We start from the raw sequence: 21,996 nt of genomic DNA on the forward strand, positions 1-21,996 counted from the left end.
CCCGGGTAGTCGTCGTAGGCGATCGCAAAGGCATGCCGCGCGCGGCGGACACCGTCCGCGATCCGGCAACGGGGTGCGCGGAGGACCCGGGGTAAGGCGGTCTCCGCCTCAGGCGGCGGTGCCCTCGGCCAGGGTTCGGATCGCACGGATGATGGCGGAGGCCCGGTAGGGCTTGGTGAAGAACATGCTGCCTTCGATCAGGCGCGGCGGCGTCGTCGTGAAGCCTGTGGCGTAGATCACGGGAAGACCGGGCCGCAGGCGGCGAGCCGCCTCGGCGAGCTGCCATCCGTCCATCGCCCCCGGCAGCCGGATGTCCGTGAACAGCAGGTCGACGGCCAAACCCTCGCGCAGGAGGGTGATGGCGTTCTCCGCATTGGCCGCACTGGTGACGGTGAAGCCCGCATCCTCGAGATCCGCCGTGATCACTTCCAAGAGCAGCGATTCGTCCTCGACCATCAGCACCCGGTGTGTGGATGTCTCGCTCATCGATGAAGACCTCAGGCAAACTTCGGCATGGAGAAGGCGGACGGGCCGGACCGCTCGGACGCGGCGGGGAGCAGACGCGGTTCGGGTAGCCGCGAGGGATCGTGACGCGGCAGGTAGAGACGTACCACGGTGCCGCTGCCGATGCGGCTTTCGATCTCGGCATGCCCATCGGACTGCTTCACGAAGCCGAACACCTGGCTGAGGCCGAGACCGGTGCCCTGGCCCACCGCCTTCGTCGTGAAGAACGGCTCGAAGGCCCGCTCGGCCACCTCCCGCGACATGCCAGAGCCGGTATCCACCACCTCGATGCAGACGTAGTCGCGCGGCTGGAGCCCGGCGTGAGCGGCCGCCGTGGCCGCCGGCAGGTTGCGTGTGCGGATCGTGAGCACGCCGCCCGGCTGCATCGCGTCCCGGGCGTTGACGGCGAGGTTGAGGAGGACGCTCTCCAGCTGGTTGGTGTCGGCGTTCACGGCCCAGAGGCCCTCGGCCAGTTCCAGCCGCGGCTGGGCGATGGCGTGGAGGGCGCCGCGGACCAGTTCCGAGAGATCGCCGATCAGGCGGTTGGCGTCGATCACGGTCGGGTGGAGCGGCTGGCGGCGGGCGAAGGCGAGCATCTTCTGCACCAGGTTCGCCGCACGCTCGGCCCCCGTCATCGCATCGGCGATGGCGTGGTCGGCCTTCGCGTCCCGGGGGACGACCTGGGCGATACGGTCGAGGTTGGCGATGACGATGCCGAGGAGGTTGTTGAAGTCGTGGGCGACGCCGCCGGTCAATTCGCCGATCGCCTCCATCTTCTGGGTCTGGCGCAGCATCTCCTCGGCCCGGTCGCGCTCGGCATTGGCCTGGCGCAGGGCCGCCAGGGCCGCGTCACGCTCGGCGATGCGGGCCCGCAGATCGGCGTTGGCCTGCCGCAGCGTCTCGGGCGAGGGCAGCGCCAGGGCCTTGGGCAGGAGCGGCCACAGCGCCGCCGCGGTACCGACGGAGACGACCGCCGTCGCCGCCTTCACCAGCGCCTCGGCACCGTAGTCGGGCACCCACAGGGTCCAGATCGCGAAGAAATGCGTGGTGCCGCACGCCAGGATGAAGAGCGCGAAGGCCCAGAACATCCAGCCGAAGGCGATGTCGCGCCGTTGCGTCACGAACACCCCGAGCGCCACGGGGATCGAGAAGTACGCCAGCCCGATCACGAGGTCTGAGACGACATGCGTCCAGATCAGTTCGGGACGCCACAGCAGGCAGATCCCATGCGGAGCGAGGGTGCTCCGATCGAAGAAGGTCCCGAGAAAATCCAACATGGCGAGTCTCGGTCTCGGATCAGGTTAGCTTGGCGACCTGTTCAGCGTTTGGCGAAGGAAAGACGGATGCGGTTGGCATACCCCATCCTCAAATGCTCCCACAAACATGCTGACATCAATTCACATCATATGACAAGTTGCGCCCAAAGCAACTTTCGGTAATCTTCGACCGCTCCGACACATCCCAGAGACGCGGTCGGAACCCTCCCGCCAATCGATGACGAAGACGATAGTCCACGCGAACGGCGGGACGGCATAGTCGTCACGGGAGAATTCGCCGTCATCGCGGAACCGTGATGTGCGGATCGGGCCGGCAAAACCTGTGGAAGAAGGCCGGCGGCGCCCGCCCTCCCCGTTCAGGGCCGTGGCGCCCTCAGCGGCACTCCTCGCGGGTCCGCTTCATCGCGTCGCCGAAACCCGCCAGAGCGTATTCGTCGCTGGTCGGGTTGCCCTTCATCGACGTCGCCTTGACGACGACCTTGGGCGTCCGGGACATTTCGGCCACGACCCGCGCCTCCTCGGCGGGGTTCTGCAGCCAGGCGTTCCCATCCTTGACCACGAGGCCGTAGCGGACGGCACCGAGGGCCAGGGCGGGATCGCCGGAGGCGGAGATCGCCGGTGCCGCGGCTGCGGCCGGCTTGGCCTGGCTGGCGGCGGGCTTGGCGGGGAAGCCGAGCATCACGGCGACCTCGTTCTGGATGTTCTCGCCCTTGCGAACCGTGACGAAGAGATAGGCGGAATCGCGCTTGAGGGTCTTGGGCGTGCGCGTCTGCGGCTGGGCGATGGCGTAGCACACGCGGGTCTTGCCCTGGCCGGAGGCGAACACGTTCCAGTCCCCGAAGATGGCGACGGGGGTGGCCTGCTGCATGCCCGGCGCCGTCCGTGTCGCCTCGCGGGAGGCCTCGCGGCCGCGGCGGCCGCGCTTGCGCGAGGGTGGCGCCTCGGTCTCCTCGACGGCGGCGGGAGCCTGCTGCTGGGCGAGGGCCGGTCCGGGACCGACCGGCCCGGCGATCGGCACCGACAGGAGGACGAGGGCCGAGGTTCCGAGAACGAGACTGCGGGCGACGACACGCGACATGGGCTTCTTGGGTCCTGTGGGCCTCGAGGCGGCCGCCGTGGCCGCTCCCGCCGCATCGCCCGGCCGGAGGCCCCGTTTTAACCGTCACGCCTTTTTCGGCAAGCATCGGCCGGCGCGGCGCAGGACATCACCCCCTTCAGCCGCGGGCGTCGCCGGTCAGCGGACGTGATGGTCGACAGGGCCCGGGGCGGCCGGGATCGCGGCGAGATGGGCGAGGTCCGCGGCCTCGACCGGGCCTTCGCCATCGGGCGTCTCGTCCGCCAGCACGATGCGGACCGGGACCGGGGCCGGGGCCGGGGCCGGGCGAACGAGGGTACGGGGCTCGGGGTCGTTGTAGGGCGTGTTGTAGCACTTCACGATCGAGGCCCAGAACGCCTGCCGCTCGGCCTCGTCGAGGCGCGCAAGGGCCGCGTCGATGTACGTTTTGGCCTGCGCCGCCAGGGCGGGCACGTCGTCCGGCCGAGTCCAACTTTCGACGGGCATCAAGCGATCTCCGAAACGCTGGCGGTGATCTAACGGGGCAAATCTGGCTGGGCCGTGAACGGCCACGCTTACAACCCGTGAGACCACAAACAAGTTTCACGCCGATTGCGCGGGAACGTCGGGATCGGTTGTGTGGGCCTCTTCCCCGCCGGCGGGCCGGAACGGGGCCGCGCCCTTGCCGTCAGACCCCGTAGTAATCCCGGTACCATCGCACGAAGCGCTCGACGCCGACCTCGATCGGGGTCGAGGGGCGAAAGCCCACGGCCTCGGTCAAGGCGTCGATGTCGGCATAGGTCGCGGGAACGTCGCCCGCCTGCATCGGCAGCAGCTGGCGGACCGCCTTGCGGCCCAGGCACGTCTCCAGCACCTCGATCAGCCGCAGCAGCGCCACCGGCCGGTTGTTGCCGATGTTGTAGATGCGATAGGGCGCGCTGCTGCTGGCGGGGTCGGGAGCCATGCCGGTCCAGGCCGCATTCCCGGACGGGACGGCCTCGCCCACCCGCAGCACGCCTTCCGCGACGTCGTCGATGTAGGTGAAGTCACGCTGCATCGCGCCGTTGTTGAACACGGTGATCGGTTCGCCCGCCAGGATGGCCTTGGTGAAGATGAACAGGGCCATGTCCGGCCGATACCAAGGGCCGTAGACGGTGAAGAACCGCAGGCCCGTCGTGGGCAGGCCGTAGAGGTGGCTGTAGGAATGGGCGAAGAGCTCGTTGGCCTTCTTGGTGGCGGCGTACAGGCTGACGGGATGGTCGACGTTGTCGTGCACCGAGAACGGCATCTTGGTGAGCTTGCCGTAGACCGAGCTCGACGAGGCGTAGACGAGGTGTTCGCAGCCGTGATGCCGGCACCCTTCGAGGATGTTGAGGAAGCCGTCGACGTTGCTGTGGGCGTAGGCGCGCGGGTTCTTCAGCGAGTATCGCACCCCCGCCTGGGCGGCAAGGTGGACGACCAGCCGAAAACGGTGCTCGGAAAACAGCGCATCGACCGCCGCGTGGTCGGCGATGTCCATCCGGACGAACCGGAAATTCGGGTCGGCCGCGAGCCGTGCCAGCCGCGCTTCCTTGAGGGAGACATCGTAGTAATCGTTGAGGTTGTCGATGCCGACGACCGGCCGCCCCGCGGCCAAATACCGTTCGGCGACGTGGAGCCCGATGAAGCCGGCAACGCCCGTGACCAGCACCGTGTCCATCGCTCAACTCCTATCGCGACGTGAGCGGGATCCGCAAAAAAACAGCCCGCGGCACCCGAGCGACCGAGGTAGCGCGGGTCCGTCGACCGCGCTTGCGCATCACGCCGCAGGCACGTCCAGCGCCGCGAGCCAGCGCGTGGCCTGGGCACGCACGTTGTCGGGGGCGGTGCCGCCGTAGCTGGTCCGGCTCGCCACCGAATTCTCGACCCCCAGAACCGCATAGACGGCCTCGCCGATGCGCGGCTCCGCCTCCTGCAGGTCCGCGAGCGACAACGCCTCCAGGCCGACGCCCCTGGCCGCGGCGACGCCGACGAGGCGCCCGGTGACGTGGTGCGCCTCCCGGAACGGCAGCCCGAGCTCGCGCACCAGCCAGTCGGCCAGATCCGTGGCGGTGGCGTAGCCGGAGCCGGCGGCGCGGGCGAGCACCTCCGCGTTGGGCTCGAGGTCGCGCACCATGCCGGTCATGGCGGCCAGACACAGGGACAGGGCCTGGAGCGCATCGAAGGTGCCCTCCTTGTCCTCCTGCATGTCCTTCGAATAGGCGAGCGGCAGGCCCTTCATCACGATGAGCAGGCCGGTGAGCGCGCCGATCACCCGCCCGGACTTGGCCCGCACCAGTTCGGCCGCGTCCGGATTGCGCTTCTGCGGCATGATCGACGAGCCGGTGGTGTAGCCGTCCGACAGGCGCACGAAGTCGAACTGGGCCGAGGTCCACACCACCAGTTCCTCGGCGAAGCGCGAGAGGTGGACGGCGCAGATGGCGGCGGCCGAGAGCGACTCCAGCGCGAAGTCCCGGTCGGCCACCGAATCGAGGGAGTTCGCGGTCGGCCGGTCGAAGCCGAGCGCGGCGGCCGTGGCGTGGCGGTCGATCGGGAACGACGTGCCGGCCAGTGCGGCGGCACCCAGCGGGCATTCGTTGAGGCGGCGGCGCGCGTCCTGGAACCGGCCACGGTCGCGCGCCAGCATCTCGACATAGGCCAGGCAATGGTGGCCGAAGGTGACGGGCTGGGCCGATTGCAGGTGGGTGAAGCCCGGCATCACCGTGGCGGCATGCGCCAGCGCCTTTTGCGCGAGCGCCTTCTGCAGACCGGCGGCCTGGGCGTCGAGGCCCTCGAGGGTGTCGCGCACCCACAGCTTCATGTCGGTGGCGACCTGGTCGTTGCGCGAGCGGGCGGTGTGCAGGCGCCCGGCGGCCGGGCCGACGATCTCGGTCAGGCGGCTCTCGACCGCCATGTGGATGTCCTCGAGCTCCCGGCGGAACGCGAAGCGGCCCTCCTCGATTTCCGCGGCCACGGCCTTGAGCCCGGCCTCGATCGCGGTCACATCGTCGGCCGGCAGGATGCCGGCTTGCCCCAGCATCGCCACATGCGCCAGCGAGCCGCGGATGTCCTGGGGTGCGAGGCGCTTGTCGAATCCGATGGAGGCGTTGATCTCCTCCATGATCTCGGCCGGTCCGCTCGCGAACCGCCCGCCCCACATCCGGTTGCTCATGTCGTCATCGATCCTTCCATCTGCCGCGGGCACGCAACGATGATGCCTCGCACCACAGCGGCGTTCGCCGCCGGCATCGGGCTCGTCGCGGCGCTCGCCGCCGGCCTCGCCCTATACGGGACCGGGACGACGGGCGGCAACACCGGCGCCTGCGCGGGCGCCGCCAAGACCTCCGCGCGCCTCGCGCCGCTGGCACGGGGCGAAGTCGCCGCCCTCCAGGTGCTGGAGACGCCGCGCCCGGCGCCGGCCTTCCCGTTCAAGGACCCGGAGGGCAGGGACGTCACCCTGTCGGGAATGGGCGGGCGCACGCTCCTGGTCAACCTGTGGGCGACGTGGTGCGCCCCCTGCAAGGCGGAGATGCCGGCCCTCGACCGCCTGCAGGCGGCCTTCGACGCGAAGGACTTCCACGTCGTCGCCATCAACCTCGACACGCGCAACCTCGAAACGCCGCCGCTCTGGCTGAAGGAGAACGGCATCCGGGCTCTCGCCTATTACGCCGACCCGACGGGGCGCGTGCTGCCCGTGCTCCAGAAGGAGACGGGCACGCTGGGCCTGCCGACCACGATCCTGGTGGATGCGGGCGGCTGCACGCTCGGCATCATGAAGGGCCCGGCCGACTGGGCGAGCGAGGATGCCAAGCGCCTGATCGGGGCGGCGATCGGGCGGCCGTGACCGCGGCGTCGCGTTCAGTTCCTGCCGGCGGGTGACGCAACGTTGTGGGCGGCGGGCTTCGGCTCCGCCTTGCCATCGCCCTTGGCGGGTTTGGCCACGGTCGCCGGATTCGGTGCCGGCTTGACGGCGGCGGCGGCCGTCCGCACGGGCTTGGCGGGCGTCACCGGCGCGGCGGCGACCACGGCGGGAATGGTGGCCGCATCGGTAGCCGGCGTCGCCGGCGCGGTGGGGCCGGACTTCAGCAGCCCACCCAGCAGCTTCTGGTAGGCGCTCGGGTCGCCATCGGCATCGGCCACCATCACCCGGGCCGGCTTGACCGGCTCCGGCGCCTTGGCCGGCTCGGGCGCGGCCATGCGGGTGGCGCCCTTGCGATCGGCCCCCGCCTTGTCGGCGACGGATTTGGCGGTGAGGGCCGCGGCGGCGGCCTTGGTCGGGATCGCCGGTTCGGCGGCGGCGACCATCACCGGACGGCCCTTGGCGTCGACCTCGATCTCGCGACCGGCGGCGGCCAGGGCATCGGGCCGGCTCACCTCGCCGAGATGGCGGCGGGCGAAGTCCTTGGCGTCGTAGGGGAGTTCGGGCTCCTCGGACTTGCCGAGGCTGGCGAAGGCGGTGGTGGTGGCCGGCGCCCGGAACACCGGGTTCTGGCCGCCGTCCTCGTAGACCACCCGCGTCGCCGGGGTGCCCTTGGCGATCAGCTCGGCCACGGCCTGGTTGTCGCGCTCGCGCTTCTCGGCGACCAGGGTCTCGACCTTGGGCGTGCAGGAGCCCGCCGCCACGTCGGCACCGCCGAAGACGTAGCGCGAGCCGCACACCGCCACCCGCGGCTCCTCGCCCAGGGCCTCGAAATAGTCCGAGCCCTCCTTGAGGTTCTTCCAGAACGGGGTGTTGGGGTCGTTGCGGTACTTGGCGACGTTCTGGGCCGTCATCCGGAACGGATAGGACTGGAACTGGAACGCGCGCTGGCCGCCGGCGAAGGAGTCGCGCGCGAGGGCGTAGAGCTCGCCCATCGACTCGTCGGTCATGGCAAAGCAGCCCGCCGACGAGCAGGTGCCGTGGACCATGATGTAGTTGCCGGTGCGGCCCTGCGCCCGGTCGTAGGCGTTCGGATAGCCGGTGTCGAAGGAGAGGTAGTACGAGGAATTCGGGTTCATCTGCCCCGGGGTCACCGTGTAGAAGCCCTCCGGCGCCTGACGGTCGCCCTGCTTGGTCTTGGGGCCGAGCTGGCCCGACCAGCGGCAGATCGGGAAGGTCTTCAGGAGCGCGTAGCGGCCGCGGCCGTCGCGTTTCCAGACCTCCATCTCCGCTTCCTTCTTGAAGGCGCGGATCAGGATCGGGTCGTTCTGGCTCATGCCCTTCTGCGCCATCAGCGCGAGGGTCTTCGGCGGCACCGGGGCGAGGTGACGCGTCGAGGCGACACCGCCGAGCCCGCCGTCCTGGCAGGCGCCCAGCGAGATCGTCAGAGCTGTGATGCATGCCGCCGCGAAGGGACGAAAAGCCATGGGGAACCCCGTCTTGCCGTCGTGCGCGGGATGTCACCCTCGCGCCCAATACTCCCCAAACCCATAGCGTCGTTAAACTTACCCGTTCTTTACCGCAAGGCGAGCGACATGGCCGCAGGCCCCGCGACCGCGCCGGGGTGTGAATTCCGGGATTGTCGGGGGGAGATACTGGATCGCGGGAACCCGAATACGTCGGGGCCCCACGACCGGATTCAGCCGCGCAGGAGGTTCGCGACGAAGACGTCGTCGGCCGGGTCGCGAAAGCGGATGCCGGTGGAAACCGAGCGGGTTGCGACCCGAAGCCGGGTCAGGTCGGCACGCGGCTGCTCGACCCGCTCCACGGCCGCCGCGGCCTGGCCGGGCGCGACTTCGAGAAGCGTGAGATGGTTCCGGGACGCACGCCGCGCCAAAAGGTCGCAGAGCTGCATCAGGGCCGCCTCCCGCACCGGCATCGCGGTCATCAGGTAGAATCGGTTCTCGGTGCCCGGGGTGTCGAGGGCACGACGCAGGCGTTCGACGCCGCGCTCGAGGAAGGCGTAGTCCACGTCGTTGCCGGCCGGGTCGTGGTGGTTGAACACGAACGGGATCCGGTGGCGCTGGCAGTAGATGCGGTGCCGGCCCAGGAACTCGCCGGGCTTGGGCCGCTCCTCGGGCCGCGTGGTCTCGTGCTGGCGCCGGTCGAGGAGCAGCGCGAAGTCGTCCGAGAGGCAGTCTCGCACCATGCCCGGCACGGAGAAGATCCAGTCGAACGGGCCTGACCAGGTCCTGAGGCCGCTGTCCTTGAGGATCTGGGCCATGTGGCAGTGGCTGCCCAGCGAGACGTGGTTGAGGGCGCCCGGCTCGCGGGTATCGGGCGCGCGCTCGGTCCGGCGCCTCAGGAGAGAGCCGAGGGACAGGCGCATCGGCGCTAGAGCTTGCGCCCGATGTCGAGGAACTTCGCTGCGCGCCGGTCGCGGACCTCGTCCGGCGAGAGGCCGTCGAATTCGGCGAGGGAGGCCGCGATCGCCTCGCCGGCCGCCGCGATGGCCGCCTCGCGGCCGCGGTGGGCGCCCCCGGTCGCCTCGGGCACGATCCGGTCGATGATGCCCAGCCGCAGGAGGTCCTGCGCGGTGATCTTCATGGCGGTGGCCGCGTCGCTGGCCCGGCCCTGGTCGCGCCACAGGATCGAGGCGGCGCCCTCGGGCGAGATCACCCCGTAGATCGCGTGCTCCATCATCAGGACGCGGTTGGCGGTGGCAAGCGCGATGGCGCCGCCCGAGCCGCCCTCGCCGATGACGAGGGCGACGTTGGGGACGCCGAGCGCCAGGCAGGCCTGGGTCGAGCGGGCGATGGCCTCGGCCTGGCCGCGCTCCTCCGCCTCGATGCCGGGGAAGGCGCCCGCGGTGTCGATGAAGGCGAGCACCGGCAGTCCGAAGCGGTCGGCGAGTTCCATCAGGCGCACCGCCTTGCGGTAGCCCTCCGGCCGCGCCATCCCGAAATTGTGGCGCAGGCGCGCCTCGGTGGTCGCCCCCTTCTCCTGGCCGATGACGCACACCGAGCGCCCCTGGAAGCGCCCGAACCCGGCCACCACCGCGGCGTCCTCGCCGAAGGTGCGGTCGCCCGAGAGCGGCGTGAACTCGGCGATCAGCCCGGCGCAGTAATCGACGAAATGCGGGCGCTGCGGATGACGGGCGACCTGCGTCTTCTGCCAGGGCGTGAGGGCGGCGTAGATGTCCGAGAGCGCGGCCGCGGCCTTGGCCTCCAGGCGCCCGACCTCGTCGGCGATGGAGACGGCGCCGTCGCGGGCGGCCACCGTCCGCAATTCCTCGACCTTCGCCTCGAGTTCGGCCACCGGCTTCTCGAAATCGAGGTAGGAGCGCATCACCGTCATCGATCGGGGGTCCATGTTGGTCGCCGCGGCCGGATGGGTCGCCCCGGGCCATGCTCGTCGCCCGGGCACGGCCGGCCCGCCCAGGCGAACGGTGCCGTGGCCGCCGGGCCGAGAACGGCCGGCGCCCGGCCCGGGGGTGTTGGCGAAGCCGCCTCGGCTGTCAACAGCGAGGGGTCCTTGCGATCGCCGACCCGCCCCCTTTTTCCTGGGCCACCGGCCCGACCGCATCCTACCGGGCGACCAGGATGCCGGCCCGTGGCGACAGGCGCAGCCAGGGCACGCGGTCCGCCTCGAACCGACTGCGCGCCGCGCGCCGCCACAGGGGCGGGGCATGATCTCCCACGAGAAGAATCTCGGTCCGCGGGTTGGCCACGGCCAGGCGGGTCACCGCCGCGAACAGGTCCTGCCAGATCTCGGCCATGGCGCAGACCTCCGGATCTCCGAACGGGCCGCCACCGTCGTTGCAATCGTGGCGCCGCGTCGCCTGGCCGGGCTTGACCGGCACGTGGGAGTTCAGGGTCAGCCAGTAGACGAAGAGGGGGTCGCGGGCCTCCGCCATCGTCCGGCCGATCGTCTGCGCGATATCGACGTCGCAGGGCCCCGAGAAGGCGCTGCCGCACCGGCGCGGCGCGATGCCGGTGAGGGTCTCGCCGAAGGCGCTGCGGGCGAACCCGACCTGCGGATACCAGGCGGCACGGTCGTAGAACATCCGGCTGAAGCCATGCAGCGCCAGGGTGCTGTAGCCGTGCGCGGCCATCCGGTTGGGCAGGCAGGCGGTGGTTTCCCCGCTCGCCGCGATGTCGCCGTAAGCGGTGCGCGTGCGGCAGAGTTCGCGGATCTCGCCGTGGGAGGTCGCCCCGAAGAAGGTCGTCGTGCCGCGGGTGACGTCGAATCGCTGGACCAGATCCGGCGCCTCGAAGGCGGAGAACAGGATGGCGCGAGCCCGGGCATCGCGCAGCACGCCGAGGCTCTCGACGACGACGAGGAGGACGTTGCGACCGGGCACCGCCGGGCTTGCGAGGGTGTCGAAGCCCGAGGCGATCACCGCCGATTCGAACGGCTGGCCGATGCTTGCGAGCGGACCCACCGCCTGGGCGAGCATGCCGTCGTCGCTCAGGTCGGCCACGCCCAGCGCGAGGGCCGCCGCGAGCAGGAGCGACCGGTTGCCCGCGGCCATCCGCCGACCGCACGAGGCCAGGACCGCGAGGTTGACGGCGAGGTGGACGCAAAGGCCGGCCAGCAAGGCGATGTAGAATGGTGACGCCAGCAGATCGACCTGCGCCAGCAGGCCGAGGTTGCGCCCCATCGCCCCGATCTCGATGAAGAACATCCGCGGGATGGTCATGGCGAGATCGAACAGGAGGAGGAGGGGAAACAGGGCGACCACGAGTGCCCTCGGCCAACGTCCGCAAGTGAGGGCGAGAATGGCGTAGGCCGTGATCGACAGCGTCCGGCACGGGAGCCCGAAGGCGAGTTCGGCGCCGAGCGCGAGGGCGTTGGGGAGGATCAGGCCGGCGGCCAGCAGCCACAGCGTCGGTCCGATCCGGAGCGTGCCCGGCGACGGCAGGCGTGACCACCATGGCGCCCGGTACGTTGCCGGCCCTGGCACCCCCACCGACGCTGCCATCATGCCACTCCCCATCGTCCGGGATGCGACATCGACAGCCTTCCCGTGCAACCGATAAGTGCATCGACTCCGTATCGATCCCGTAAACGCAGGAGCGAAACGGCACGCAGGGCGAGAAGAATGAGATTCTCCGGCACTCGCCGGTCAGTGTCCGTCGAGGAACGTCAGCATCAGGTCGTTGAAGCGGGCCGTCGCCTCCATGTGGACGAGGTGGCCGATGCCGGGCAGCACCTCGGCGCGGCCGTCGGGCATTTTTGCCGCCAGTGCCTTCGCATGGGCCGCGTTGTCGCCCATCCGGTCCTTCAGGGCGGGCGGGGCGAAGGGCTTGCCCGGCGCGTTGCGGTCGTTCTCGCCCATCACGAACAGGGTCGGGGCGGTGACGAGGGGGATCTCGTGCACCACCGGCTGGCCCCAGATGATCTGGTAGGAGTTCACGAAGGACTGCACCCAGCGCGGATACTCGCCCGAGCCCTTCACCCGCTCGCGCAACGCGACGAACGGCTCGATGGCGGAGGCGGGCAGCGACAGGGCGTAGTTCGTCATCAGCTGGCGGCGGTAGGCCTCGGCGGTGGCGTCGGTCTCGATCCGCAGCAGGGTGTCGTTGGAGACCGGCGGCACGAAGAACCGGTAGTCCTCCAGGCCGATCGGGGCTTCGAGGACCAGGGCATTGACCCGCGCCGGCGCGTTGCGGGCGAGCCGGACCGCGAGCATGCCGCCCATCGAATGGGCGACCACGTCGACGCGGGCCAGGCCGAGGGCATCGAGCAGCGCCACCGTCTCGGCCGCCATGGTGTCGAAGCCGAAGGGCGCCACCGGCTTCGAGGACTTGCCGAAGCCGAGCTGGTCGGGCGCCACCACACGGTAGCCACCGGCGCTCAGGGCGGCGATCACCGGCTCCCAGTAGCTCGACGGGAAGTTGCGTCCGTGCAGCAGGAGCGCGGTGCGGCCGTTGGGGGTGCCCGAGGCCGGCACGTCCATGTAGGCGAGGCGCTGGCGCTCCCCGTCGCGCATCAGGTCGAGGAAGCGTACCGGATAGGGATAGGCGAAGCCCTCGATCCCGATCCCGAGGGGAGCCTCGTCGGCCCGGACGGGAAGCGGCGCGAGGCCGAGCACGAGCGCCAGGCCCAGGGCCGAGCCGGTCAGCGCCGAGGACACGGCAGGGCCGCGTTTGGGGAAAGCCATGGGGAACTCCGGTGTGGCATGCCTTGAACGAGGCGGATGCGCGGTGACATAGGGCGGCACGGTCGCCGTACCGGCCATGGACACGCTCATGACGCAAGAGGCCGACACGCAAGCCGCCAGCGGGCCGGACGCTGCAAAGTCGATGGACGGCCTGCCGCCGCGCGAGCGGATGCTGGCGCTCCTGGCGATCGCGCTCGCCATGACCATGGCGGTGCTCGACGGGGCGATCGTCAACGTCGCCCTGCCGGTGATGGCCAAGGACCTCGGGGTGAGTCCGTCCGCGGCGATCTTCGTGGTCAACGGCTTCCAGATCGCGGTGACGGCCTGCCTGCTGCCGTTCGCGTCGCTGGGCGACATCCTCGGCTACCGCCGGGTCTACCTCGGGGGGCTGGTCCTGTTCACGGCCGCCTCGCTGGCCTGTGCCCTGTCGCCCTCGCTCGGCTGGCTGGTGGCGGCGCGGATCGCCCAAGGGGTGGGGGCGGCCGGGATCATGAGCGTGAACATCGCGCTGGTGCGCTTCATCTATCCGAGCCGGCTGATCGGGCGCGGGGTCGGCAACGTCGCCCTGATCGTGGCGATGGCCTCGGCGGCCGGCCCCACCGTGGCGGCGGCGATCCTGTCGGTGGCGACCTGGCCGTGGCTGTTCCTCGTCAACCTGCCCGTCGGGCTCGTCGCCTTCGCGGTGGCGTTGCGCACGCTCCCCGCCACGCCCCGCAGCGGCGCCCGGTTCGACGGGGTCAGCGCGGTGCTCAACGCGCTCACCTTCGGCCTCCTCATCATCGGCATCGACGGCATCGGCCAGGCCGAGGGGCGCGCAATCGCCCTCCTCGAGATCGGCGCGGCGCTGGCCGTCGGCACGGTGTTCGTCCTCACGCAGCTGCGTAGGCCGGCACCCCTGCTGCCGGTCGATCTCCTGCGCATCCCCGCCTTCGCCCTATCGATGGCGACCTCCGTCGCCTCCTTCGCGGCGCAGATGATGGCCTACGTGGCGCTGCCGTTCTACTTCCAGGACGTGATTCGGCTCTCCGAGACGCAGACCGGCTTCCTGATGACGCCCTGGCCCATCGCCATCGCGGTCATGGCGCCGATCTCGGGGCGGCTCGCCGACCGCTACGCGCCGGGCCTGCTCGGCGGCGTCGGCCTCACGCTCCTCGCCCTCGGGCTGGCCGCGGTAGCCCTGCTGCCGGCCGATCCGTCCGCCGTCGACATCGGCTGGCGCCTGACCCTGTGCGGCCTCGGCTTCGGGCTGTTCCAGTCACCCAACAACAAGGTCATCATCACGAGCGCACCGCGCCACCGCAGCGGGGGCGCGAGCGGCATGCAATCGACGGCCCGCCTCACCGGGCAATCCCTCGGCGCGGCCCTGGTGGCGGTGATCTTCGGGCTCGGCCAAGGTCTCGGGCCCGGCCCCGCCATCACGGTCGCCCTGTGGTGCGCCTGCGGGCTGGCGGCGCTGGGCGCGGCGGCCAGCGTGATGCGGCGCCAGCCGCAGGGGTGACCTCCGCCAACCCGGCGGCCTCCGACGCGTTGTCGGGGTACGTCGACCAGCATCAGGAGTGGCCATGAACCTCGACCTCACCGGGCGTACCGCCCTCGTCACCGGCTCCACCGGCGGCATCGGCTACGCCATCGCCAAGGCACTGGCGGGCCTGGGCGCCACCGTCGCCGTCAACGGGCGTACCCCAGACCGCTGCGCCGACGCGGTGGCCCGCCTCAAGCGGGAGACCGGCTCGGGCGCGATCTTCGCCGCCCCCGGCGACGTCTCGGCGGCCACGGGCACGCAGGCCGTGGTAGCCGGCCTGCCGGCGGTGGACATCCTCGTCAACAACGCCGGCATCTTCGAGCCGAAACCCTTCTTCGAGATCCCGGACGAGGACTGGCAGCGGTTCTACGAGACCAACGTGATGAGCGGGGTGCGGCTGTCGCGGGCCTACACGCCCGGCATGGTCGAGAAGGGCTGGGGCCGCGTGGTCTTCATCTCCAGCGAATCCGCCGTGAACATCCCCGTGGAGATGGTCCACTACGGCATGACGAAGACCGCGCAGCTCGCCATCGCCCGGGGCCTCGCCGAGACGGTCTCGGGCTCGGGCGTGACCGTCAACAGCGTGCTGCCCGGCCCGACCCTGTCGGAGGGCGTGGCCGACTTCATGAAGGCGATGGCCGAGGGCAGCGAGAATCCGGACCTCGACGCGATGGGCAAGGCTTTCGTTGCCGAGCACCGGCCGACCTCGCTGATCGGGCGGCTCGCCACCGTGGACGAGGTCGCCAACATGGTCGCCTACGTCTGCAGCCCGGCGGCCAGCGCCACCAGCGGCGCGGCCCTGCGAGTCGACGGCGGCGTGCTGCGCAACATCGCCTGACGGAAGACCCCTGACACGACGACGCCCGGTCCGTGACGGACCGGGCGTGGTTTTCGGTTGGGTCGGAAGCCGGCCGTCAGGCCGACTTGAGATGGGCTGCGAGGTGCTTGTTCATCTCGAACATCGTGCACTTGTCCTTGCCGAAGACCTTCTTGAGCTTGTCGTCGGCCAGGATCTCACGCTTGTTCTCGGGGTTCTGGAGATTGTGCTTCTTGATGTACTCCCAGACCTTGCTGACCACTTCACCGCGCGGCAGCGAGGCGGCGCCGACGATGGCGGCGAGTTCCTCGGTGGGCTTGAGGGGCTGCTGCAGGGCGTTGGGCTTGGCGGCCTTGGTCTCGGCGGCCTTGCCATCGGAGCCCTTGGTCTCGGCTGCCTTCTTCCCCTTGGGAGCGGCGGCCGCCTTCTCGGTGGCCTTCGGTGCGGTCTTGGTAGCCATGGCTTCCCTCCGGATGTGGCTGCGAGCGCCAGTCGATCCGTGGCCCAAGGCCTCGGGGCGCATAGCTGCAACAACTAAGCGGTGACCACCGCGTTCCAAGGGGAAATCACCGCCAGCGCGATCGTCATCCACAGATGGTGAAGACGGAGCGACCTGGAAGACCCATTCCGCGCGCCGCGGCGGCCGCCCGGCGGAACCTCGCGGCCCGCGACGGGCTTCCCCTTCGGCAACAGCGAACCCGCGCCGGCCCGGCCCCGTCGGCGCCACTCCAGGAGACCGCATGCCCACGGACCTGCCCGCCTCGCACCGCCCGCCGCAGGACGATCAGGAGCGGATTCTGCGCGCCCCCGGATCGCTCGAACTCGACCCCGCCGCCGAGGACATCGGCACCGACGAGACCGCGCGCCTCATCGCCTCGACCCGCGTCGAGGGCACCGCGGTCTACGACCAGGAGGGCACGCACCTCGGCGCAGTGAAGAGCGTCATGCTCGACAAGGTCTCGGGTCAGGTCGCCTACGTCGTGCTGGCCGCCGGCGGCTTCCTGGGGCTGGGCGAGAGCCTGCACCCGCTGCCCTGGCGCTCCCTGCGCTACAGCGTCGAGCTCGGCGGCTACGTGGTCGAGATCGACCGCGACGCCCTGGAGCAGGCGCCCGGGGACGGCCGCGACCAACCCCTCCTGGCGAACGACATGCCGACTTCGGGCGGCGAACCACGCCTGTAGCCACCATGCCCGGACGGCGAGCGGACGACGCCGAGACGTCCGGGCTAGCCGCCGGTCCCATGTCCCGGCCCGATGTCATCGTCCTGCCTCGCGGGGGACGGTGAACGCATCGACGAGCGCTCCGGCTCGACCGAGAGCGCCGTGGGCCCGTACGAGTACCGCTTGAAAGGCAGCGACAAGATCGGCAGGCCGTCGCTTCGACGGCAGCGGGGGATCGTCTCGCTCTCGCGTTCCGCGGGAACGGCTACGACGAGACTTCGCCGGCCCGGGGCCCCGCTCGACGCCACACCGGTCTGCCTCAGCGAGGAAACCCGCGATGGCGGTGCAGCCAACGCATTCGAGGTCGGCCTGAGCGTGCAATCCGCCCCGTGGGATTCGATCTTGTCAGCACCGGCCGTCCGGCCTAGGTCCGGATGCGCAAGCAACGCAAGACGTACATTGGAATGTTTATCATTCTTACCTGCGCAGCGAGACGGCGATTGATGCGACATTATTGAAGGCATCGATTTTTTGTCCGACAATGGCGGTCGATGGAATTCCGGCTCCGACGCCGAGGCATGAGGTTTTTTAAGTGCCGAACACCACCTCGACCCCGATCCACGGCGGGCCTCGCCTCGTCGGTGGAGCCAGGATCGCCGGACGTGTCGCCCTGGCGACGGGAGGAGGCTACGGGATCGCCGCGCTCGTGACCGCGCTCCTGTCGCTGACGCTGCCCCTGTCGCGGCCCGAGGCGGTGACGACGGCGACGCTTCTCAGCTTTGCCGTCATGGCGGGGGTCGTCGTGCTGGTCTTCGCGATGCGCTCCCTCCTGCGGGCGACCGTCATGACGGCGGGTGCCGCAATCCTCATCGGCGGAAGCCTGTGGCTGGTGGCATCCGCCTCTGCGGGGGCGGGATTCTGATGCCGGCCGCCCTCGTTCTCAATCTCGGGCTGGGTTTTGCCGCGCTCGCGGCGCTCTGCCTGAGCCTGGACCGGCACCACAGGGAGGTGTTCCGGTCGAGGCCTGGAAAACGGCGGGTCGTCGCCCTGCGCCTGGCCGGATGGGTCGGCATCGGCCTGTCCCTGCTCCTGACCGGGCACGTGGAAGGCTGGGACCTCGGGCTCGTCGGATGGATCGGTGCGCTGACGGGGGCGGCCGTCGCCCTCGTCCTGCTGCTGTCCTATCGGCCCCGCATCGTTTTTCCGGCCGGCGCGGGAGCACTCGTCGTCGGAGCGTACGCGGGTTTGCTGCTCTTGTTGCGCTGAAGCCGACCCGGCAGGGCGTGACAGGACGTGTTCTTCAAGAGACCGTCATCGTCGGCTCGATCGGGCGGTCCGAAGCCTTCCGCCGCGGGGCTTCGTAGCGCACGACCTTGCGGGCCGCGAGGGCCAACAGGGCCGCCAGCATCAGCATCGCGGCGTCGAACCAGGCGAAGAGCGGATCGCCGCCGGAGCGGCGCAAGGGGTGCCCGGGCGTCGTGAGGACGTCGGCGGCGACGACGGCCAGGCACAGGACCGCGACCGTGGCCAGGCCTTCGCACCAGGCCCGCCGCTCCGGGCGGGCGAGCGGCAACACGGCCGCGACGATCCAGGCGGTGAAGAACGCCTGGACCTCCCGATCCCCCCGTCCGGCGAGATCCACGGGCAGGAGCCGGTTGGCGAGGAAATAGACGGCGACCGCCGCCGGAAGACCCACGATGCTGCCGACGTTCAGGGCCTGGACGAGGCGCAGCCCGAAGAAGGGTCGCTCGGCCGCCTTCGGCAGGCGCGCCAGCGACCACAGGACGATCCCGGTCGCGATCATGGCGCAGCCCATCACGCCGCACAGGAAGAACAGCAGGCGCAGGGCCGTGCCGGCGAACTGCGCTTCGTGCAGGCCGGTCATGACCGTCAAGGTCTTGGCCGCGGGCTCGAGGCCGCCGTTGCGGACCTCGAGGATCTCGCCGCTCACGCCGTCGAAGGCGATCTGGGGCTGCTCGTGGGAAATGCCGTGCGGCTCCTCGAACATCGCCACCACGGTCGCCTTGGCATCGCCCTGGTTCGCGATCGTCAGCCGCTCCAGCCTCTCCGGCACGGTGGCGAGCGCCCGCTCGACGAGCGGCCCGACCGGCGCGAGGGCGGCGGGCTTTCCACTGGGCGGGCGGGCCGTCGTGGTCCAGCCGGCCTCGGCGAAGAAGGTCCTGGCCTCGCCCTTGTAGGCCGCGGTCACACCCCACGGCATGTAGAACGTCGCCAGCGTCACGAACCCCGTGTAGGTGATCATCAGGTGGAACGGCAGCGCCAGGACACCGGTGACGTTGTGGGCGTCGAGGAAGCTGCGCCGGGGCGCCTTGTCCCGGCGGAAGGTGAAGAAGTCGGCGAAGATCCGCTTGTGGGTGACGATGCCGGAGATCAGCGCCACCAGCATGATCATGGTGCAGACGCCGACCGCCCAGCGCCCCCAGAACGACGGCAGATGCAGTTCGAAGTGGAACAGATAGAGGAAGTCGCCGCCCTCCGTGTCCCGCACGGCGGCCGGTGCGCCGGTGCGCGGATCGAGCAGGACGTGGCCCGGCGGCTCCCCGGGCCGGTTGCGCCAGAACAGGTCGAGCACCGGGTGATCGGGCTGGGGCATGCCGACGAGCCAGGTCCTGGCTTTCGGCGCGTGCTCCTTGAGATAGGCCACCGCCCGCTCGGCGGCCGCGGCGAGTTCCGGCCCCTGCACCGCCTCGACCTGGGCGAGTTCGGGGCGCATCCAGCGGGAGATGTCGGTGCGGTAGTAGCTCGCGGTGCCCGTCACGAAGACGGCGAACAGCACCCAGCCGACGACGAGGCCGGACCAGGTGTGCAGCCACGCCATCGATTGGCGAAAGCTTCCTTTCACGATGCGGTCCCCCCACAGGGGGCGAGGATCGTCGCGGGTCCGATCGTCATCGCAGGCCTCAGAAGTCGAAGGATGCGGACAGGATGAACGTGCGGGGCGCCCCCACCGCGAGGAAGCCGCGGGCGGCCGACGCCCAGTACGAATCGTCGAGGAGGTTCTCGACGATGGCGCGGACGACGACGGGCTTGCCGTTCACGCCCTCGAAGACGTAGCGCAGGCCGGCGTCGAAGCGGGTCCAGTCCGGCACCGACTGCGTGTTGGCCTGGTTGTAGAACTGGCCGCTCGTGTAGATCGCCCGGCCGGTCAGCGTCAGCCCCGGCGCCAGCCACGGCGGCAGGTCGTACTCGCCGTAGAGGTTGAACGCGGTGTCGGGGACGCCGGGAGCGGCATTCCCGTCGAACTGGCGCCCCAGGGTGTTGACGAGCTTGGCGTCGATGAGGGTGACGCCGCCGAGCAGCCGCACGCCGGCGAAGGGCTCGCCGAACACATTGAACTCGATGCCGCGGTTGCGCTGGAGGCCGCTGACGGAGAACCGCCTGGTGGTGGGATCGGTGAAGGCGCTCGGCTGCTCGATCTCGAACAGCGACGCCGTGACCGCGACGGTGCCGAAATCGTACTTGGCGCCGACCTCCTTCTGCATGTTCACCGTGGGGGCGAAGATCTCGTTGGCGTTGACGGCCACGGTCGGTGCGGTCGCCCCCGGCACCAGGGCCTCGATGTAGTTGCCGTAGAACGACAGCGCGTCGAAGGGGCTGAAGACAACGGCGATGGCCGGAGTGATCTTGCCCTCCTTGTATTGCGACGTCGGCGACCCCTGGGTCGGGCCCGGGAGCGCCACGAAGCCGTTCTGGTCGATCTCCTGGTAGCGCCCGCCCAGCGTCAGCAGGAAGCGGTCGCCCGCGAGGGAGAGGGTATCGGCGACGGCCACGCTACGCGCGGTGAGGTCGGCGAAAATGGGCTGTCCGCCCGAGCGAGGGAATCCGATCGTCGGGACGGAGCCGGACGGCAGGTAGACCGGATCGTAGATGTTGGTCTGGTAGCTGGGCAGCCGCGGTGCGGTGTAGCCGCGCGAGAAATTGCCGTTGTAGGCCTCGACGGCCGAGACGTTGAACCGATGGCCGACGAACCCCGTCTCGAACTGGGAGCGCAGCCCGACTTCGATGCTGCGGCCCTGAAGCTCGGTGGGAGAGATGGACAGCGTGTTCGTCGCCCGGCCGGTCGGGCTCGTGATCTGATAGAAGGAGGACAGGGAATCCTCGTTGTAGCGGCTGATGCCGCCGGCGGCGTAGACCGTCGTGTCCGGCAGCAGGTCGTATTCGACCCGCCCGGCCAACATATTGTACGACGAATCGTAGTACTCGAAGGAATTCGAGGTGTTGCGTCGATTGTTCGGCGCCCGGGGAATCGCGATATTGGCCGCCGCCGAGTTGAAGAGCGACGACGGTGCCGTGACGTTCTGCTTCGAATGCGTCAGATCGAGCGCGGCGCGGAAACGGTCGCCACGGTAGTCGAGGCCCACCGCGAGGTTGCTGACCTCGAGAGCGTTCTTGTCGAGCGGTGTCGCGCCGTTGCGGTAGGCGCCGTTGAAGCGAACGCCCCATTCCTTGAACGCCCCGTAGCGGCGGCCCACGTCGAGATGCGTCCCGACCTGCGCGTCGCTCGTGTAGAAGGTGTTGATCCGCGTCAGCGGTTCGTCGAAGGCGCGCTTGGGGACGAGATTGATGGTGCCGCCGACCCGGCCGGTCCCGCCGCTCAGGAGCGCGGTCGGACCCTTGAGGATCTCGACCCGCTCGATGCCCTCGAGCTGCGTGCGGCGCGGATTGGCGATGTAGAACAGGCCGTCGAAGGCGGTATCGAGGTTGGTGACCGAGAAGCCGCGGATGAAGAACGAGTCGCGGTCGCTGAACGCCGGAGCGTCGTTGCGGACGGACGGATCGTTGAGCACGACGTCGGACAGCGTCCGGGCCTGCTGATCGCCGATCAGCTTGTTGGTGTAGCCCGTGACGTTGAAGGGCGTCTTCAGGACCGAGCGATTGCCCAGGAAGCCGACACGGGTTCCGGACCCGACCTGGCCGCCGGCATAGGGGACGGGGGGCTGTCCCACGGTGCCGGACGAGGGCGGCTGGCCGCCGACGACGCCGCGGCCCTGGACCTGCCCCTCGACGCGCAGCTCTTCGAGCGTCACCGCGTCCGCACCCTGCGCGCCGAGCTGGACGTAGCGCGGATTGACCGGAGCGATCGTCGAGGCGTCGACCCGTCGGAGGGTCGGGCCGGCACCGCCGCCTGCGACCGCTGCCTGGGTCATCACCCCCATGGACACGCCGGCGAGGGCGACCCACGCCGTCCGCCTGTATGATCCACGTACGCACAACGCCATGTCAAAACCCCCGTGATGTGTCCGCCGATCGGCCCGCTGCGCACGATCGCCGGCGCCAGCGAGGCGGCGCTTTTCCAAATTAAGCAACTCCTCCAACAGGTTATAGCTATTCCAGCCTGGCATCGGTCGGCACGGCAAGTCGCTGACCTCCCTCACGAATCGTGCCGTCGTCGACGCCCGTTGAGAAATAGAACAGTTATAAGATACATTTCATTTAGAGGCGCCGTTGCAGGCAAGACACACGCTCGATACGTTATTCTGGAAGTATTCTAATCGATAGATGCTTGCAAAGCGCCACGTTTTTCTGGAACAAGAGCGTGCCATTCGCGATTGGGCCGTGATGACCGTCGCCCTGCGTGAAGGCGCATCCGAGGACACC

General features: G+C 69.9%; 20 protein-coding genes. 6 read left to right on the forward strand and 14 right to left on the reverse strand.

Annotated features, from left to right (window positions below):
- Window positions 1–108: 108 nt before the first annotated feature.
- The 6 genes from ASG59_RS04635 to argH all read right to left on the reverse strand — a co-directional run bounded on the left by ASG59_RS04635 (window position 109) and on the right by argH (window position 6,025).
- On the reverse strand, window positions 109–486 hold the full coding sequence (locus ASG59_RS04635; RefSeq protein ID WP_055887031.1) for a response regulator: 378 nt from the start codon (window positions 484–486) through the stop codon (window positions 109–111).
- Window positions 487–497: 11 nt separating this feature from the next.
- A complete protein-coding gene (locus ASG59_RS04640; protein ID WP_056407227.1) occupies window positions 498–1,781 on the reverse strand; it encodes an ATP-binding protein in 1,284 nt (427 codons plus the stop codon).
- A gap of 373 nt (window positions 1,782–2,154) precedes the next feature.
- Window positions 2,155–2,859 (reverse strand): hypothetical protein, encoded by a 705-nt coding sequence (locus ASG59_RS04645; protein WP_055887037.1) that lies wholly within the window; start codon window positions 2,857–2,859, stop codon window positions 2,155–2,157.
- A 156-nt stretch (window positions 2,860–3,015) separates the two neighbouring features.
- Window positions 3,016–3,342, reverse strand: a complete 327-nt coding sequence (locus ASG59_RS04650) for a hypothetical protein (protein ID WP_056407230.1) — start codon at window positions 3,340–3,342, stop codon at window positions 3,016–3,018.
- A 181-nt stretch (window positions 3,343–3,523) separates the two neighbouring features.
- The gene (locus ASG59_RS04655; RefSeq protein ID WP_055887043.1) at window positions 3,524–4,534 is read right to left on the reverse strand and encodes an NAD-dependent epimerase; all 1,011 of its coding nucleotides are present in this window, start codon (window positions 4,532–4,534) and stop codon (window positions 3,524–3,526) included.
- Between the two features lie 99 nt (window positions 4,535–4,633).
- Window positions 4,634–6,025, reverse strand: a complete 1,392-nt coding sequence (argH, locus tag ASG59_RS04660) for an argininosuccinate lyase (RefSeq protein WP_056407231.1) — start codon at window positions 6,023–6,025, stop codon at window positions 4,634–4,636.
- 42 nt (window positions 6,026–6,067) lie between these two features.
- On the opposite strand from argH, the gene ASG59_RS04665 reads away from it, so the two are divergent.
- A complete protein-coding gene (locus ASG59_RS04665) occupies window positions 6,068–6,697 on the forward strand; it encodes a TlpA disulfide reductase family protein (RefSeq protein WP_056407270.1) in 630 nt (209 codons plus the stop codon).
- A gap of 14 nt (window positions 6,698–6,711) precedes the next feature.
- On the opposite strand, the gene ASG59_RS04670 is transcribed toward ASG59_RS04665, so the two are convergent.
- The 5 genes from ASG59_RS04670 to ASG59_RS04690 all read right to left on the reverse strand — a co-directional run bounded on the left by ASG59_RS04670 (window position 6,712) and on the right by ASG59_RS04690 (window position 12,878).
- On the reverse strand, window positions 6,712–8,199 hold the full coding sequence (locus ASG59_RS04670) for a murein L,D-transpeptidase family protein (protein ID WP_056407233.1): 1,488 nt from the start codon (window positions 8,197–8,199) through the stop codon (window positions 6,712–6,714).
- A 212-nt stretch (window positions 8,200–8,411) separates the two neighbouring features.
- Complete coding sequence (locus ASG59_RS04675) at window positions 8,412–9,101, reverse strand: DUF1796 family putative cysteine peptidase (protein ID WP_056407235.1); 690 nt, start codon at window positions 9,099–9,101, stop codon at window positions 8,412–8,414.
- Window positions 9,102–9,106: 5 nt separating this feature from the next.
- Complete coding sequence (locus ASG59_RS04680) at window positions 9,107–10,060, reverse strand: acetyl-CoA carboxylase carboxyltransferase subunit alpha (RefSeq protein ID WP_200938196.1); 954 nt, start codon at window positions 10,058–10,060, stop codon at window positions 9,107–9,109.
- A 238-nt stretch (window positions 10,061–10,298) separates the two neighbouring features.
- Window positions 10,299–11,699 carry a sulfatase-like hydrolase/transferase gene (locus tag ASG59_RS04685; RefSeq protein ID WP_056407238.1) on the reverse strand — a complete coding sequence of 467 codons (1,401 nt, stop codon included), beginning with the start codon at window positions 11,697–11,699 and terminating at the stop codon, window positions 10,299–10,301.
- 141 nt (window positions 11,700–11,840) lie between these two features.
- A complete protein-coding gene (locus tag ASG59_RS04690; RefSeq protein WP_056407272.1) occupies window positions 11,841–12,878 on the reverse strand; it encodes an alpha/beta hydrolase in 1,038 nt (345 codons plus the stop codon).
- An 88-nt stretch (window positions 12,879–12,966) separates the two neighbouring features.
- Between ASG59_RS04690 and ASG59_RS04695 the strand changes: the two genes are divergently transcribed.
- A complete protein-coding gene (locus tag ASG59_RS04695; RefSeq protein ID WP_244475623.1) occupies window positions 12,967–14,376 on the forward strand; it encodes an MFS transporter in 1,410 nt (469 codons plus the stop codon).
- 64 nt (window positions 14,377–14,440) lie between these two features.
- Window positions 14,441–15,238: an SDR family oxidoreductase gene (locus tag ASG59_RS04700; protein WP_056283431.1), complete on the forward strand. Its 798-nt coding sequence runs from the start codon at window positions 14,441–14,443 to the stop codon at window positions 15,236–15,238.
- Between the two features lie 76 nt (window positions 15,239–15,314).
- Here ASG59_RS04700 and ASG59_RS04705 read toward each other — a convergent pair whose 3' ends face one another.
- Window positions 15,315–15,677: an SWIB/MDM2 domain-containing protein gene (locus ASG59_RS04705; protein WP_055887078.1), complete on the reverse strand. Its 363-nt coding sequence runs from the start codon at window positions 15,675–15,677 to the stop codon at window positions 15,315–15,317.
- 280 nt (window positions 15,678–15,957) lie between these two features.
- Between ASG59_RS04705 and ASG59_RS04710 the strand changes: the two genes are divergently transcribed.
- The 3 genes from ASG59_RS04710 to ASG59_RS04720 all read left to right on the forward strand — a co-directional run bounded on the left by ASG59_RS04710 (window position 15,958) and on the right by ASG59_RS04720 (window position 17,643).
- The gene (locus ASG59_RS04710) at window positions 15,958–16,398 is read left to right on the forward strand and encodes a PRC-barrel domain-containing protein (RefSeq protein ID WP_055887082.1); all 441 of its coding nucleotides are present in this window, start codon (window positions 15,958–15,960) and stop codon (window positions 16,396–16,398) included.
- A gap of 571 nt (window positions 16,399–16,969) precedes the next feature.
- Complete coding sequence (locus ASG59_RS04715; protein ID WP_244475624.1) at window positions 16,970–17,299, forward strand: iron transporter; 330 nt, start codon at window positions 16,970–16,972, stop codon at window positions 17,297–17,299.
- Window positions 17,299–17,643, forward strand: a complete 345-nt coding sequence (locus tag ASG59_RS04720) for a DUF3325 domain-containing protein (RefSeq protein ID WP_056407242.1) — start codon at window positions 17,299–17,301, stop codon at window positions 17,641–17,643. The genes ASG59_RS04715 and ASG59_RS04720 overlap by 1 nt, the downstream gene beginning before the upstream one ends.
- Before the next feature lie 34 nt (window positions 17,644–17,677).
- Here the strand turns inward: ASG59_RS04720 and ASG59_RS04725 are convergent, their stop codons facing one another.
- Both ASG59_RS04725 and ASG59_RS04730 read right to left on the reverse strand, forming a co-directional pair.
- On the reverse strand, window positions 17,678–19,240 hold the full coding sequence (locus ASG59_RS04725) for a PepSY-associated TM helix domain-containing protein (protein WP_056407244.1): 1,563 nt from the start codon (window positions 19,238–19,240) through the stop codon (window positions 17,678–17,680).
- Window positions 19,241–19,298: 58 nt separating this feature from the next.
- Window positions 19,299–21,545 (reverse strand): TonB-dependent siderophore receptor, encoded by a 2,247-nt coding sequence (locus ASG59_RS04730; protein ID WP_244475625.1) that lies wholly within the window; start codon window positions 21,543–21,545, stop codon window positions 19,299–19,301.
- Window positions 21,546–21,996: the final 451 nt, after the last annotated feature.

It is taken from the genome of Methylobacterium sp. Leaf466, assembly GCF_001425565.1.
Classification (GTDB): Bacteria; Pseudomonadota; Alphaproteobacteria; order Rhizobiales; family Beijerinckiaceae; genus Methylobacterium.